Origin of the sequence: Nonomuraea sp. NPDC049269, assembly GCF_043197155.1 — a bacterium.
Taxonomy (GTDB): Bacteria; Actinomycetota; Actinomycetes; order Streptosporangiales; family Streptosporangiaceae; genus Nonomuraea.
In genome coordinates this window covers 187,462-201,394 of record NZ_JBICSO010000008.1, presented here as the reverse complement: position 1 = coordinate 201,394, position 13,933 = coordinate 187,462, and the positions used below count along the sequence as shown (strand labels likewise).

The following is a 13,933-nucleotide window of genomic DNA, read 5'->3' as shown; positions in this document are numbered from 1 at the left end:
AGGTATTAGAGAGATTAGCGGACCTTGACCCGCTGACTCACCCCTGGGGAGACCGTCACCCGCCGAACGACGGTGAACAGCACCTGCACGACAAGCGCGAACAACACAATCAGTACTGAACCCCCGACCACGCTCGCGTAATCCTGCGTGGCGAATCCGTCGATCACGAATCGGCCGAGCCCGCCCAGCCCGGTGTAGGCCGCGATCGTCGTGGTGGCCACCACCTGGATGGCCGACAGCCGGAGTCCCAGCAGGATCAGCGGCAGCGCCACGGGCACCAGCACCCGCCCGAGCACCTGCCCGCCGCGCAGCCCCATCCCGTAGGCGGCGTCACGGAGCTCCGGGTCCACGCCTCTGATGCCCTCGAAGGTGTTGACCAGGATCGGCGGTATGGCCAGCAGGACCAGCGGGATGATCACCGGCAGGATCGACGCGGTGCCGAGCAGCAGCACGAACAGCACCAGCAGCCCCAGCGTAGGCAGCGCCCTGGCCAGGTTGGCCGTGACGACCACGCCGAGGCCGCCCTTGCCGGTGTGCCCGATCAGCAGGCCGAGCGGGATCGCGATCAGCACGGCCAGGGCCAGCGCCATGAGCGAGAATTCCAGGTGTTCGAGCAGCCGCGTGGGGATGCCCGCCGGTCCCGACCAGTTCTCGGCCTTGCCGAAGAACTCCAGCAGCCAGTTCACGCGGACCTCCTAGCCCTGACCCAGGGGGTCAGCAGCCGCTGCGCGAGCACCAGGAGGCCGTCGGCGACCAGGGCCAGCAGCACGATCAGCACGATGCCGACGAGCGCGGGCGGCACGAACGGGTTCTGGTAGGCCCTGGTGAACAGCATCCCCAGACCGCCCTGCCCGATCAGCGCGCCGACACTCACGAGGCTGATGCTGGAGACGGCGACCACCCGGAGCCCGGCGAGCACGACGGGCGTGGCGATCGGCAGCTCGACCTGCACCAGGCGGCGCAGCGGCGTGAACCCCATCGCGACGGCCGACTGCCGCACGTGCTCGGGCACCGCGCCGAGCCCGTCCACCACGGACGGGATGAGCACGGCGCAGGCGTAGAGGGTCAGCGGCACGATCACGGTCGTCTTCGACAGGCCGGTGATCTGGATGAGCAGCATGAAGACCGGCAGCGAGGGGAGCGCGTAGAAGATGTTCATCACGCCGGACGTCGGCTGGAAGAGCCAGCGCCACCGTACGCAGGCCAGCCCCAGCGGCAGCGCCAGGACCAGCGCGACGACGATCGGCACCAGGGACATGACCAGGTGGTCGCCGAGCAGGTTCTTGATGCTGTCGACCCGTCCGGTGTCCCAGTTGCGCGCGATCCACTCCCATACGGAAGGGGGGCCGTCAGCCATCGGCCGCCTCCGCCAGAGCCTCGTCGAGCGCCTCTCTGGTGGCCACGCCGACGACCTTGCCGTCCTCGTCCACGGCCACCGCGCAGCCCGACGGCGACAGCAGCGCCGCGTCGAGCGTCGAGCGCATCGAGTCACGGCCGAGCACGAACATCCCGTACGACTCCAGCTCGCCGGGCCGCTCGCGCGAGATCCAGCCGACCGGCCGGTCATCAGCGGTGACGACCAGCAGCCACGGCTCGTCCGTCGGGCCCTCGAACCCCTCGGGCACGGTCAGGTCGGAGCGCAGGCGCAGGCCCTGCGTCGAGATGAACTGCAGGCGCCTGATGCCCCGGTCATGACCGAGGAACTCGCGGACGAAGTCGTCGGCGGGCTCCGAGAGCAGCGTCTTGGGATCGGCGAGCTGCGCCAGCTTGCCGCCCACACGCAGGACGGCGACCCGGTCGCCGAGCTTGATGGCCTCGTCGATGTCGTGGGTGACGAAGACGATGGTCTTGTTCAGCTCCGACTGCAGCCTGAGCAGTTCGTCCTGGAGGCTGGTGCGCACGATCGGGTCGACCGCGCTGAACGGCTCGTCCATGAGCAGCACCGGCGGATCCGCCGCGAGCGCCCTGGCCACGCCGACACGCTGCTGCTGACCGCCGGACAGCTGGAACGGGTAACGCTCGCCCATGACCGGGTCGAGCCCCACGCGTTCCAGCAGCTCCATGGCCCGATCCCGGGCCTTCTTGCGGTCCCAGCCGAGCAAATAGGGGACGGTGGCGATATTGTCAACGATCTTCCGGTGCGGGAAGAGCCCCGCCTGCTGGATGACGTACCCGATCCCACGCCGCAACGTCGGCGGATCGATGCCCTGCACGGGCACGCCGTCAAGGAGGATCTGCCCTTCTGAGGCATCGATCATCCGGTTGATCATTCGCAGGGACGTCGTCTTCCCGCACCCCGAGGGGCCGACGAACACGGTGATTTCACCCGTCGGCGCCTCAAGGCTCAGGTGATCAACGGCGACCGTGCCGTCCGGGTAGCGTTTGGTGACGTCGTCAAATGTGATCACGCGCGACCTCTCGCGTTCGTGGCGGGGACCGCAGCTCCCCCCTGCTACAGCCGCCGCATGATCTCTCAGAGCGACAAGACTACGGCGATCCTGACCGCTCTGTCCCCTCAGTCCCATCTGAAACGCTTCAGGTAGCTGCAAGTTTCATGCGAAATACGGTGCTGGTAGTGCGCTTTACCTGGGTAAGTTGGCATGATTACCACCAAAGACATCGACGCCGCACCCCCCACCCTCAAGCGTCCGCATTTCAGCAAGAGGATCCGGCCCCGTGACACACTCGCTCACCGATCACCCCTCCCAGGCGGAACTGATCGCGGAGCTCTACGACCGTTACGCCGCCGGGCTGTTCGCGTACTGCGCTGACCAGCTCGGGGACCACGGTTCCGCAGCCGACGCCCTGGTGTCCGTCCTCTCCAGCGTCCCGGCGACGCCGCCGCCGCGCGCCGCGCTGTTCGCGTTCGCCCGGCGCGAGATCCACCGCCGCGACGTCGTCTACGCGCCTTCGGTGGTCGACCCGCTGATCGACCCGGCGTCCGCGCTGGTGGAGCGGGCGCTGCGGGAGTTACGCCCGCACCAGCGCGAGGTGCTCGTGCTGGGCGAGGTGTGCGGGCTGGATCTCCACGAGCTGGCCTGGGTGCTCGACGTGGCGCCCGACACGGCGGAGGAGCTGGCCACCAGCGCCGCGCTCCGCTACCGGCAGGCGCTCGACACCGCGCTGGCCTACGTCGGTCCCCGCGTGTCCAAGCCGGTGGCCGACGTCTACGGGGCGCTCGGCGTCGCGCCGCTGCGCGACGTGCTGGGGCGGCTGCCGTGGCCGCCGCCGCCCGAGCATCTCCACTCGCGCTTCGCGTCCCAGGGCAGGCGCGGTCGTACGGCGGCGCCGATGTTCGTCAAGCCGCTCTGGCCGGGGCCGCCGACGTGGCCGCTACCGTTGAGCGAGGCGGATCCGGCGACCAGCACGGGGATCTTCCCGACGGAGCTGCTGACGCCGCCGTCTCCGTCCCGGGTGCCGGAACACGAGGCGCCCACTGCACCGATGCCGAAACTCCGGTTCGGGCCTGACGAGGCGCTTTCCGGGCCTGGCCAGGCGCTTTCCGGGCTCGGGTGGCGGCTGGAGGGGCCTGGCCGCGTTCCGCCCGGTCCCGATCAGGCGCCGCTCGGCGCGGACCAGGCTCCCGCGAGGCAGCGGTTCTTCACGCCCCGGCCGGCGAGCGCACGGTCAGCCTGGGAGGCCCTTTTCGGCGCGCGCCCGCCCAAAGACCTGCCCTCCAGCGCGAAGCCATCCCAGGATGCGTCTACTGACGCGAAAGGGGCACAGGACGCGTCCGCCAGCGCCAAGCGGCCCCAGGACCTGCTCTTCGGCGCGCGACCGGCCAAAGATGCGCCCGCAGGCGCGAGGCTGTCCAAGGACCCGCTCTTCGGTGCGTGGCCGCCCGAAGACACGCCCTCGGGCGCGAAGCCGTCCCTGGATCCGCTTTTTGGTGCGTGGCCGCCCGGAGGCGGGTCCTCTGGCGCGAAGCCGGTGCACGACGGGCCGTTCCGTCTGCCGCAGCCCGCTGAGCCAGTCTCCGGTAAGCCGGTCGGCGAGCCCGTAACGAGGCCGCCGTTCCCGCTCTCGGCGTCCATTCCGGGGGACGTGCTGGACGACGACGCGGTGACCCAGGAGCTGCCCGCCATCGGCGACATCCTCGTGCACAAGGGCCCGGCCAGGGAGCCGGGCGCTCTCTTCGTCCCGAGGTCCGCCGCCAAGGAGCCCGTCTATCGGATGCCGGCCCCGCTGATGTTCCCGCCCACCGTGGACGACCTGCCCATCGTGGACGACCTGCCCGACGATGTCCCGGACATACCGGCCGTACCGGAAGCCCGGGTACGGCCCGGCCGGGACAAGCACTACGACTGGGCCTGGGAGCTGGTCGGGTTCCTGGTCTGCGTCATCATCGCGATGATCGTGTTCTTCGCGGTGCCGCTCATCATCGGCCCGTGACCTTCGGGGCGCCCGGTCAGTCGGGTCAGTCGGCCGAGAGGATCAGGCCGCTGGTCGGGACGCCGGTGCCGGCCGTCACCAGGACGTTGCGTACGCCGCCCACCTGATTGGCGGAGGTGCCTCTGACCTGGCGTACGGCTTCGGCGATGCCGTTCATGCCGTGGATGTAGGCCTCGCCGAGTTGGCCGCCGTTCGGGTTGACGGGCAGGCGGCCGCCGAGCTCGATGCCGCCGTCCTGGAGATAGCCGGGGGCCTCTCCCCGGCCGCAGAATCCGAGCTCCTCCAGTTGGGCCAGGACGAACGGGGTGAAGTGGTCGTACAGGATGGCTGTCTGGATGTCCTGCGGGCTCAGGCCGGACATTTCCCATAAGCGTCGCCCGACGACTCCCATCTCGGGCAGGCCGCTCATGTCATCGCGGTAGTAGCTGGTCATCATCATCTGCCCCACGCCCGTGCCCTGCGCGGCGGCCGTGATCACGGCCGGGGAGCGGCGCAGGTCCCGGGCCCGTTCGGTGGTCGTGACCACCAGGGCCACGGCCCCGTCGCTCTCCTGGCAGCAGTCGAGCAGGTGCAGCGGCTCCACGATCCACTTGGACGCCTGGTGCTCCGCCAGCGTGATGGGCCGGCCGTGGAACCAGGCGGCGGGGTTCGTGGCGGCGTGCCTGCGCATGGCGACGGCCACCCGGCCGAAGTCCTCTGATGTGGCGCCGTAGGTGTGCATGTACCGCTGGGCGAACATCGCCACCCACCCTGCGGGCGTCATCAGCCCGAACGGCACGTGCCAGCTCATCTCCAGCCCCTGCGAGGTCGGCTGCCCGCCCAGGCGCGCGTCGGGCTGCCCGAACCTGCGGCCGGACCGCTCGTTGAACGCCCGGTAGCAGACGACGGTGCTCGCCGCTCCGGTCGCGACGGCCATGGCGGCCTGCGCCACCGTGCCGCACGCCGCGCCGCCGCCGTACTCGACCCGCGAGAAGTAGGTGAGCTCACCGGCGCCGATCTCGCGGGCGACGGCGATCTCCTGGTTGGTGTCCTGGGTGAAGGTCACCATCCCGTCCACGTCGCCTGGCGCCACCCCGGCGTCGTCGAGCGCGGCGAACACGGCCTCGGCGGCCAGCCGCAGCTCCGACCGCCCGGACCGCTTGCTGAACTCGGTGGCGCCGATGCCCGCGATGGCGGCTTGGGACTTGAGCACTTACCGCTCCTTCGTTGAGGTGATCAGGTCTCGTGCCGCCGTTGCGTTGGCAGGACCGCCCGCGAGGTCAGGGGGCCGAGGGGAGGGTGAGGGTGATCGTGCCGGTGGCGTGGTCGCCGAGGCTGACCTTGCCCCGCACCTCGACCGTGAACTCCCCCGCCTCCCGCGAGACGATCGTGCCGTTGAAGCTCAGCCGGTCGCCCGCGTACGCCGGGACGCCGAGTTTGACCTTGATGCGCCTGATGATCGCCTCGGGACCCGCCCAGTCCGTGACGTACCGTTCCACCAGCCCCATCGTGGTCAGGATGTTGAGGAAGATGTCCTTGGAGCCCTGCGCGCGGGCGCCCTCGACGTCGTGGTGGACCGGGGTGTAGTCCATGGTGGCGAGGGCGGTGGAGACGACCACTGTGGGCGTGAGGTCGATCGACAGCTCGGGAAGCACCGAACCGATCTCGACCTGGTCTTCGGTCAGCGTCCGCATCACGACTCCCATGGCGCCCACATAGGAAGAACAAGTTCGTCGTCCAAAGCACGATATGTCGTACGCAATGCCATGCCGATACCCACGGCGTCGGGCGGGCAGTCCACGATGTTCCCCACAATCCTCACCCCTTCTGGCAGCTCCACCACTGCCACCACAAACGGCGTCTCTCGTCCCGGGACCGGGGGATGGTGGTGCACGACATAGCTGTAGACGGTGCCCTCGCCGCTCGCCACGGTGTGGGTGCGGTTGGTGGAGCGGCAGGCGGGGCATATCGGACCTGGCGGGTGGCGTAGCTCGCCGCAGTCGGCGCAGCGCTGGATGCGCAGCTCGCCCTGCTGAACGCCTTCCCAGAAGAAGGCCGTGTCGTCGTTGACGGCGGGACGCAGCGGGTACGGCTTGCGGCTCGCCTCTGGGGAGGGTGCGGCGGCAGGCGGCGGCTGCTGCTGCGCGGCGGTGCGTGGGCGAAATTTCAGGATTCGGAACAGCATCTCGGCCACTGGGTCGTCTGCTTCGCCGTACCAGGTGACGTTCCAGGTGGCGAAGTAGCCCTCGCCGAGTGCCGTTCGCTTCGGGCCCACGAGGCTGGTGAAGCGGGTTGACGGGGTCAGGCGCTCGCCCAGCCGGGCGTACCGGTGATAGGTCTGCTCGCAGTTCGTCGCCACCACGCCCGTGTAGCCGTGGGCGTTCAGGGCGGTGATCATATCGTCGACCGGCGAGCGGTCCTTGGCCTCCCGGCGGAGGCCCTGCATGGTCCAGACCTGGATCATCGCGGGTGGGGCGAGGCCTTTTTCGAGGTAGGCCGGGTTCGTGTCGCCGAGGGCGTCCAGCCAATGCCTGATCATGGGCACGTTGATCGGGTCCGGGGCGGCGGCACCGCGCACCTCCCCGAGGGCGGCCTGCTTGTCCGCCAGCTCGCGCAGCTCCCTGTCCGCGCTCGGGGCGCCGATCGGCTGGTCGGTGGTTGTCGGGTCAGCCGTCGGCTGGGCGGTGCTTGTCCGGGCGTCCATCGGCTTGGCGTCCGTCATCGGGGCGGCCTCGGGAGGCTCAGTCCGAGCATCGCGATCAGCTCGCGTTGCACCTCGTTCACCCCGCCGCCGAACGTCAGCACCACCGCGCCCTTCACCCCGTGGTCGAAGCGCTCCAGGAGTTCAGCCGTCTCCGGGTCCGACGGATCCGCGTAGCGGGCCAGAATGTCGGCGATGAGCCGGCCGACCTCCTGTACCCGCTCCGAGGCGTAGATCTTGGTGGCCGACGCGTCGGGCGCGCCCAGCCAGCCGAGGTCCATGTTCGCCGCGACCTGCCAGTTGAGCAGCTCGTTCGTGCGGAAGTAGGCCCGCACCCTGCCCAGCGCCCGCCGTACGTCCGGCTGCTCCACCAGCCCGGTACGGCGCGCCCAGGCCAGGAAGCGGTCGTAGGTCTGGCCGAGGTTCCCGGCGGGGCCGAGCGTGACGCGTTCGTGGTTGAGCTGGTTGACGATCAGGTCCCAGCCCTTGTCCACCTCGCCCACGACCATGTTCGCCGGGACGCGGACGTCGGCGTAGTAGGTGGAGTTCGTGTGGTGGCGGCCGTCCATGGTGACGATCGGCGTCCAGGAGAAGCCCGGGTCGTCGGTCGAGGCGATCATCATCGTGATGCCCTTGTGCTTCTTGGCATCGGGGTTGGTGCGGGTGGCCAGCCAGATGTACTGGGCGTAGTGGGCGCCGCTGGTGAAGATCTTCTGGCCGTTGACGACGTAGTGGTCGCCGTCGAGCACCGCCGTGGTCCGGAGCGAGGCCAGGTCCGTGCCGGCCTCGGGCTCGCTGTAGCCGATCGCGAAGTGGCACTCCCCTGCCAGGATGCTCGGCAGGAACTTCTCCTTCTGCTCCGGCGTGCCGTACTGCATCAGGGTCGGCCCGACCGTCTGCAGCGTGATGAGCGGATACGGGACGCCCGCTCGCGCGATCTCGTTGGCGAAGATCTGCTGTTCGAGCGGGCCGAAACCGCCGCCGCCGTACTCCTTCGGCCAGCCGAGGCCGAGCTTGCGGTCGCGGCCGAGCCTGCGGCAGTGCTCCATGTAGGCGGTGCCGAACGGGTCCTCGGCGATCTTGCGGCGGTCCTCCTGGGTGAGGCAGTTCTGGAAGTACTCGCGCAGCTCGTCGCGGAGCCTGCGCTGGTCGGGGGTCAGGTCGATCAGCATCAGACGAGCGCTCCGATCAGGTCGAGCTGGGCGTCGGCGCCGCCGAGCAGGTGCGTCAGGTGCTTGGCGTGCGCGAAGTAGCGGTGCAGCGGGTACGTCACGTCGAGGCCCAGGCCGCCGTGCAGGTGCTGGCAGGTGTAGAGCGCCGTGAACGCCTCGCTGACGTGGAACGCGGCCACGGCCAGGTCCTCCTCGGCCGGCAGGTCGTTGGCGAGCAGCCAGGCGCCCGACCACACGGCCACGTCGAGCGCGCGCGTGGCGATGTAGACGTCGGCGATCTGCACGGTGACCGCCTGGAACTCGGCCAGGGCCCGGCCGAACTGCTTCCTGCTCTTGATGTACTCGGTGGTCAGTTTGAGAGCGCCGGCCAGCACGCCACTGGCCTGGGCCGCGACGGCCGCCGTGAAGAGCTGCCGCAGACCGGCGACCGCCTCCGGACCGGCCAGCCGCTCGGCCGGAGTCCGGTCGAACACGACAGTGGCCAGCGCCTCGCCGTTGGAGGCGAACTCCGGCTGCGCCGTCCATGAGCCGGTGGCCACGAACACGCCTTCATCGGCGGTGACCAGCACGTACGCGGCCTCGCTCCCGTACGGGACCCCGACCTTGCGCCCGGTCAGCACCCAGCCGTCGCCGTCCCGCTCGGCGGTGGTCAGGGGCGGGTCCGCCAGTGCCCTGCCTGGTTCACGGAGTGCCACCGTGCCGACGCTGTCAGCCGGCTGCTCCGGTTCCGGAGACGTGCCCACTGTCTGCCCGTATCGAGCCAGCGCCAGCGTGCTGACCAGCGTCGCCAGCGCGGGCACCGGTGCGGCCCGCGCGCCGACCTCGCGGAGCACCACGGCCAGTTCGACGGGCCCGAGCCCGGCGCCACCCGCGTCCTCCGGCACGCACACGCTCATCAGCTCCGCCTGGGACAGCGCCTGCCAGAGCCGCTCGTCGTATGGCAGACCGCTCTTCTCGTGCGCCTCCAGCCGCTCCGAGGTCGCCTCCTTGCCCAGGAGGTCGGCGGCCAGGATGCGCAGGTCCTGTTGAGTGTCATCCAGGTTGAAATCCACTATTTCTCCAAAAGGTGTTGCCGGCCGTGCCGGGCGAACTCCCGCTCGATCGCCGCGACGTCCTCGCCCTTCAGTAATCGGATCTCCGCGCCGGTCGGACGCCACCAGACCGGGTCGGCCGTCCACCAGCCCTCCTTCACCAGGACCCGCTTGACGACCTTGTGCGAGGAGGTCTGGGGCAGACCATCGGAGATGCGTACGTACCGGGGGAACGACTTGGCCCCCAGGTCGCGGCGAGAGGCGAGGAAACCGGCGAACGCGGCGGGGTCGAACGGCGCCTCCATGACGAGCGCCGCCATGACCTGGTCTCCGGCCGCCGCGTCCGGCACCGGGTAGACGGCCGCCTCGATCACGCCCGCGAACTCCCGCAGGACCGCCTCGATCGGGGCCACCGCCAGGTTCTCGCCGTCCACGCGGAGCCGCTCGGTGCCCCGCCCGGCGAAGAACACGTAGCCGTCGGCGTCCGCGTATGCCAGGTCGCCCGACCAGAACGCGCCCTCCCGCATGCGCTCGGCGTCGGCGTCCGGGTCGTTGTAGTAGCCGTCGAACAGGCCGAGGCCGCCGGTGTTCACCAACTCGCCGACCGCTTCGTCGGGGTTGAGCAGCCGCCCGTCCTCGACGCGGCCCGGCGTGCACGGCAGGCCGGTCAGCGGGCTGCGGATCTCGATGCCCAGCGGCAGCCTGCCGAGACAGCCGGGCGGGCCGGTCGGATCCGGGCTGAGCGAGATGGCCGTCTCCGTCGACCCGAACGCGTCGATCACATGGCAGCCGAACCGCTCCCCGAACCGCCTGGTCGCCGTGGCGCTCCCCTCGTTGCCGAAGGCGAGCCTCAGGGGGTTGTCCGCGTCGTCCGGCTGCCGGGGGGTGGCCAGGACATAGGAGAGCGCTTTGCCGACGTAGTGGAGGTACGTACAGCCGTAGCGTCTGATGTCCGGCAGCAGACCCGACGCGGAGAACCTCCGCCGCAGCACCAGCGCGGCCCCCGACGCCACGGCCGGCGCGTAGGCCGCCATGACGGCGCCGGAGTGGAAGAGCGGCATCGCGCAGTAGACGGCGTCAGTGGGGGCGAGCATCGCGGCGAGCGAGACGCCGGGGACGGCGATCTTCCGATGCGTGATCCGCACCGCCCGCGGCCGGCCGGACGTGCCGGAGGTGAAGATCAGCATGACCAGCGCACCGGGATCCGGCGCGTGCGTGTCCGGATCGCGTACGTCCGGCACGTGCGCGTCCAGGTCCGGATCCGGGTCGCGTACGTCCAGGTCCGGATCCGGGTCGCGTACGTCCGGGCCCGTCGTGAGCGCCGAGCCCCAGTCCGGGATGGGCGCCGATGCCACTCCCAGGGCGTCGGCCACGGAGTGCGCCATCGCCTCGTAGGGGCCGTCCCACAGCAGCAGGCCGACGTCGGTGGCGCGGGCGTCGCGGGTCAACTCTTCCACCGAGCGGGTGGGGTTCAGCGCCACCAGCACCCGCCCCGAGAGCGCGGCGCCGCCCAGCAGGAACACCATCTCCGGCACGTTGTCGCAGAGCACCCCCACGTGCGGCGGTCCGTCGAAGGCACGGGCGTTCAGCCAGGCGGCGGCGGTGCGGCAGGCGGCCACGTGCGCGCGCCACGACCAGACGCGATCCTCGAAGACCAGCCCCGGACGATCGTCGCCGGCCCGGGCCAGCAACAGTGCGGCGAGCGTGTCCGCGGCCATCGACCCTCCTAGCAAGCGCCCGGTCAACAGTTCCGCAAACTAGAACAGATTCTAATCTCTGTCCATAGGCGACACATCACAACAACTCCGGATATATGCCTGTAGCGGCTCAGACATGCGTCTATACAGGTTCTTTGTGACTCGTGGGTAACAAGCCGAGTTATCGAGAAATCAGATAACGTGTTCTCATGCGTACCCCGCAGCCGTCGTCCGCCGCGCCCCCCAGCGACACCGAGGGGATCATGGAGAGCCATTCCACATCCGGCGGTCACAGCGTCCGTACGCGTAGCCAGCACCAGCGCCGCAAGCGCATCGTCCAGGCCGCCGCCGCCCTCGCCTCGCGCGGCGGCGTCGAGGCGATGCAGATGCGCACGGTCGCCGAGCGGGCGGGCGTCGCGCTCGGCACCCTCTACCGCTACTTCCCGTCGAAGATGGACCTGGTCGTGGCGGTCGTCGGCGAGGAGATCGACCTGCTGGAGAGCAGCATCGAACGCCGTCCGCCGAGCGCCTCCACCCCGGCCGGCCGCGCGGTCGACGTGCTGATGCGGGCCACCCGTGGCCTCATGCGCGAGCCCGAGCTGGCCGACGCGCTGATCCGGTCGCTGATCATGGCCGAGGTGGAGACCCCGTTCGGCGATCGGATGACGGGACTGCTGCTGCGGGTCTCGGCCGGTCTCACGCGGGATCGGGCCAGCGAGGTGCAGCTCGACCTGGCGGGGTCGCTGTCCAGCGTGTGGGTGCAGGAGCTCCTGGAGATGCTCCGTGGCCGCCGCACGTACGAGCAGATCCAGCGCCGCATCGAAATCGCCGCCGCCAGGCTGGTGAATGATCTCTCTGCGCCGTAGTTTCACGGCTCCGCCCGCCGTACGGCCTGGCCCCTGATTCCTCAGCACCGCCCGCCGTACGGCTCAAAACACCTCTATTTTTTACGGCACCGCCTGGCCGCGTCAGACCACAGCCCTGAAGGTGCGGCGATACGTGTGAGGGGACACTCCCAGCGACGCGTGCAGGTGTTGTCTCATCGAGGCCGCCGTGCCGAAGCCCGACCACTCCGCCACCCGGTCCACCGGCAGGTCCGTGGTTTCCAGGAGGTGTCTGGCCAGTTCGATGCGTTGCTGGGTCAGCCATTGGCCGGGGCTCTGGCCTACCTCGTGGCGGAAGTGCCGGGTGAAGGTGCGTCGGCTCATGCCCGCGTGTTCGGCTAGGTCGGCCAGTTGGAGAGGGGTGGACAGGTGTTGGAGGGCCCAGGCTCTGGTGGGGGCGGTGCCGGTGGCCGATGGTTCGGGGACCGGGCGTTCGATGTACTGGGCTTGGCCGCCGTCCCGCCACGGGGGGACGATGCAGTGGCGGGCCACCTGGTTGGCTATCTCGCTGCCGTGGTCGCGCCGTACCAGATGCAGACAGAGGTCCACGCCCGCTGACGCGCCCGCCGAGGTGAGTACGTCGCCGTCGTCCACGAACAGCACGTCGGAGTCCATCCGCACCCCCGGGAAGAGGCGGGCGAAGCGCTCGGCATGCCGCCAGTGGGTGGTGGCCGGGCGGCCGTCGAGGAGACCCGCGGCCGCCAGGACGAAGGTGGCGATGCAGATCGACACGACCCGGGTGCCCGGACGTACCAGGGCGAGGGCGTCGAGCAGTCCGGGAGGCAGCGACTCCGGGCCGGTGATGTCCGCGAAGCCGGCGGCGGCGGCGATGACGACGGTGTCGGCGGTGGCCAGCGCGCTCGCGTCGTGTTCGACGGCGATCGCGTAGTCGGCGGCCGTGGCGACGGGGCCGCCGTCGAGCGTGCAGGTGATCACCTCGTAGAGCGGCTCGTCTCCCGGGCCCCGTGCCGTACCGAAGATCCTGGACGGCACGCTCAGCTCGAACGGGATCACGTTCGCCAGCGCCAGTACGACCACACGATGCATGGCCCGATCTTTACACATCTTGGCCACTGGGCCACTCGCAGACCGGTACCCAGGCGCAGCAGGCTTGGTGGCATGAAGATGCGCGCGATAAGCCAGGACACCTTGGGCGGACCAGAAGTGCTGAAGACAGTCGAGTTGGACAGGCCCACGCCGGGGCCGACCGAAGTACTCGTGCGGGTGCACGCGGCCGGGGTCAACCCCGCAGATTGGAAGACCCGGGCCGGCGGCGGTCATCTGGGGGTGCCGTTCGTGCTCGGCTGGGACGTCTCCGGCGTCGTCGAGCAGGTGGGCCTGGGCACGACCATTTACCAGCCCGGCGACGAGGTCTTCGGCATGCTCCGCTACCCGTACGGCAACGGCGCCTACGCCGAGTACGTGAGCGCCCCCGCCCGACATTTCGCCCCCAAGCCCGCGAACCTCGACCACACCCAGGCGGCCGCGATCCCCCTCGCCGCGCTGACCGCCTGGCAGGCGCTGGTGGACACGGCACGGCTGACGGAAGGCCAGCGGGTGCTCGTACACGCCGCGGCGGGCGGTGTGGGGCACTTCGCCGTCCAGATCGCCAAGGCACGCGGCGCGTACGTCATCGGCACGGCCAGCGCCGCCAAGCACGACCTGCTCCGCGACCTCGGCGCCGACGAACTGGTCGACTACCGCGACGAGGACTTCGCCGAGGTCGTCCGCGACGTCGACGTGGTGATCGATACCATCGGCGGCGACTACGGCCCGCGCTCGCTGCGTACCCTGCGCGAGGGCGGCACGATCGTCTCGCTGACTCTCTCGCTCCTGGACGCGGGCCTGCACGCGCAGGCGGCCGAGCGGGGCATCCGGTCGGCGGCCATGCTCGTCGAGCCCGACCACGCCGCGATGAAGGCGCTGGCCGCACTGGCGAAGGCCGGGAAACTGCGGGCCGAACTGGCCGCCGTGCTGCCGCTGGCGGACGCGGCCAAGGCCCACGAGCTGGGCGAGTCCGGCCGTACGACGGGGAAGATCGTCCTCTCCGTACGACAGTAACCGGGCCGGCCTCCGG

Annotated in this window: 13 protein-coding genes; 3 read left to right on the top strand and 10 right to left on the bottom strand. The window is 70.2% G+C overall.

Annotation, left to right across the window (positions count from 1 at the left end; genetic code table 11):
* Positions 1 to 14: 14 nt before the first annotated feature.
* The 3 genes from ACGFNP_RS40335 to ACGFNP_RS40325 are packed head-to-tail and all read right to left on the bottom strand — an operon-like array spanning position 15 to position 2,408.
* Positions 15 to 686 (bottom strand): ABC transporter permease subunit, encoded by a 672-nt coding sequence (locus ACGFNP_RS40335; protein ID WP_358337128.1) that lies wholly within the window; start codon positions 684 to 686, stop codon positions 15 to 17.
* Entirely contained in the window at positions 683 to 1,357 is a 675-nt protein-coding gene (locus tag ACGFNP_RS40330) for an ABC transporter permease (RefSeq protein WP_358337125.1), read from the bottom strand. Before ACGFNP_RS40330 ends, ACGFNP_RS40335 begins: the two co-directional genes overlap by 4 nt.
* Positions 1,350 to 2,408, bottom strand: coding sequence for an ATP-binding cassette domain-containing protein (locus ACGFNP_RS40325; RefSeq protein WP_358337122.1), 1,059 nt, complete (start codon positions 2,406 to 2,408; stop codon positions 1,350 to 1,352). The genes ACGFNP_RS40330 and ACGFNP_RS40325 overlap by 8 nt, the downstream gene beginning before the upstream one ends.
* 268 nt (positions 2,409 to 2,676) lie before the next feature.
* On the opposite strand from ACGFNP_RS40325, the gene ACGFNP_RS40320 reads away from it, so the two are divergent.
* Entirely contained in the window at positions 2,677 to 4,392 is a 1,716-nt protein-coding gene (locus ACGFNP_RS40320) for a hypothetical protein (protein WP_393327894.1), read from the top strand.
* 25 nt (positions 4,393 to 4,417) lie between these two features.
* Here ACGFNP_RS40320 and ACGFNP_RS40315 read toward each other — a convergent pair whose 3' ends face one another.
* The 6 genes from ACGFNP_RS40315 to ACGFNP_RS40290 all read right to left on the bottom strand — a co-directional run bounded on the left by ACGFNP_RS40315 (position 4,418) and on the right by ACGFNP_RS40290 (position 10,993).
* On the bottom strand, positions 4,418 to 5,584 hold the full coding sequence (locus ACGFNP_RS40315; RefSeq protein ID WP_393327891.1) for a lipid-transfer protein: 1,167 nt from the start codon (positions 5,582 to 5,584) through the stop codon (positions 4,418 to 4,420).
* Between the two features lie 67 nt (positions 5,585 to 5,651).
* Positions 5,652 to 6,065: a MaoC family dehydratase gene (locus ACGFNP_RS40310; RefSeq protein ID WP_358337114.1), complete on the bottom strand. Its 414-nt coding sequence runs from the start codon at positions 6,063 to 6,065 to the stop codon at positions 5,652 to 5,654.
* The gene (locus tag ACGFNP_RS40305) at positions 6,065 to 7,093 is read right to left on the bottom strand and encodes a bifunctional MaoC family dehydratase N-terminal/OB-fold nucleic acid binding domain-containing protein (protein ID WP_393327888.1); all 1,029 of its coding nucleotides are present in this window, start codon (positions 7,091 to 7,093) and stop codon (positions 6,065 to 6,067) included. The genes ACGFNP_RS40310 and ACGFNP_RS40305 overlap by 1 nt, the downstream gene beginning before the upstream one ends.
* Positions 7,090 to 8,244, bottom strand: coding sequence for an acyl-CoA dehydrogenase family protein (locus ACGFNP_RS40300; protein WP_358337108.1), 1,155 nt, complete (start codon positions 8,242 to 8,244; stop codon positions 7,090 to 7,092). The genes ACGFNP_RS40305 and ACGFNP_RS40300 overlap by 4 nt, the downstream gene beginning before the upstream one ends.
* Complete coding sequence (locus tag ACGFNP_RS40295) at positions 8,244 to 9,296, bottom strand: acyl-CoA dehydrogenase family protein (RefSeq protein ID WP_393327885.1); 1,053 nt, start codon at positions 9,294 to 9,296, stop codon at positions 8,244 to 8,246. The genes ACGFNP_RS40300 and ACGFNP_RS40295 overlap by 1 nt, the downstream gene beginning before the upstream one ends.
* Positions 9,296 to 10,993: an AMP-binding protein gene (locus ACGFNP_RS40290; protein WP_393327882.1), complete on the bottom strand. Its 1,698-nt coding sequence runs from the start codon at positions 10,991 to 10,993 to the stop codon at positions 9,296 to 9,298. Before ACGFNP_RS40290 ends, ACGFNP_RS40295 begins: the two co-directional genes overlap by 1 nt.
* A 242-nt stretch (positions 10,994 to 11,235) precedes the next feature.
* Here ACGFNP_RS40290 and ACGFNP_RS40285 point away from each other — a divergent pair, with 242 nt between their 5' ends.
* Entirely contained in the window at positions 11,236 to 11,838 is a 603-nt protein-coding gene (locus tag ACGFNP_RS40285; protein WP_358032310.1) for a TetR family transcriptional regulator, read from the top strand.
* Positions 11,839 to 11,940: 102 nt separating this feature from the next.
* On the opposite strand, the gene ACGFNP_RS40280 is transcribed toward ACGFNP_RS40285, so the two are convergent.
* Positions 11,941 to 12,903, bottom strand: coding sequence for a GlxA family transcriptional regulator (locus tag ACGFNP_RS40280; RefSeq protein ID WP_393327879.1), 963 nt, complete (start codon positions 12,901 to 12,903; stop codon positions 11,941 to 11,943).
* A 78-nt stretch (positions 12,904 to 12,981) separates the two neighbouring features.
* On the opposite strand from ACGFNP_RS40280, the gene ACGFNP_RS40275 reads away from it, so the two are divergent.
* Positions 12,982 to 13,917 carry an NADP-dependent oxidoreductase gene (locus ACGFNP_RS40275; protein ID WP_393328710.1) on the top strand — a complete coding sequence of 312 codons (936 nt, stop codon included), beginning with the start codon at positions 12,982 to 12,984 and terminating at the stop codon, positions 13,915 to 13,917.
* The last annotated feature ends 16 nt before the right edge of the window (positions 13,918 to 13,933 follow it).

Bases quoted from the DNA above. Each gene is read 5' to 3' on its own strand.
- ACGFNP_RS40330 (WP_358337125.1), bottom strand. From the start codon at position 1,357: ATGGCTGACGGCCCCCCTTCCGTATGGGAGTGGATCGCGCGCAACTGG.
- ACGFNP_RS40310 (WP_358337114.1), bottom strand. From the start codon at position 6,065: ATGCGGACGCTGACCGAAGACCAGGTCGAGATCGGTTCGGTGCTTCCC.
- ACGFNP_RS40305 (WP_393327888.1), bottom strand. From the start codon at position 7,093: ATGACGGACGCCAAGCCGATGGACGCCCGGACAAGCACCGCCCAGCCG.
- ACGFNP_RS40300 (WP_358337108.1), bottom strand. From the start codon at position 8,244: ATGCTGATCGACCTGACCCCCGACCAGCGCAGGCTCCGCGACGAGCTG.
- ACGFNP_RS40290 (WP_393327882.1), bottom strand. From the start codon at position 10,993: ATGGCCGCGGACACGCTCGCCGCACTGTTGCTGGCCCGGGCCGGCGAC.
- ACGFNP_RS40285 (WP_358032310.1), top strand. From the start codon at position 11,236: ATGGAGAGCCATTCCACATCCGGCGGTCACAGCGTCCGTACGCGTAGC.
- ACGFNP_RS40280 (WP_393327879.1), bottom strand. From the start codon at position 12,903: ATGCATCGTGTGGTCGTACTGGCGCTGGCGAACGTGATCCCGTTCGAG.
- ACGFNP_RS40275 (WP_393328710.1), top strand. From the start codon at position 12,982: ATGCGCGCGATAAGCCAGGACACCTTGGGCGGACCAGAAGTGCTGAAG.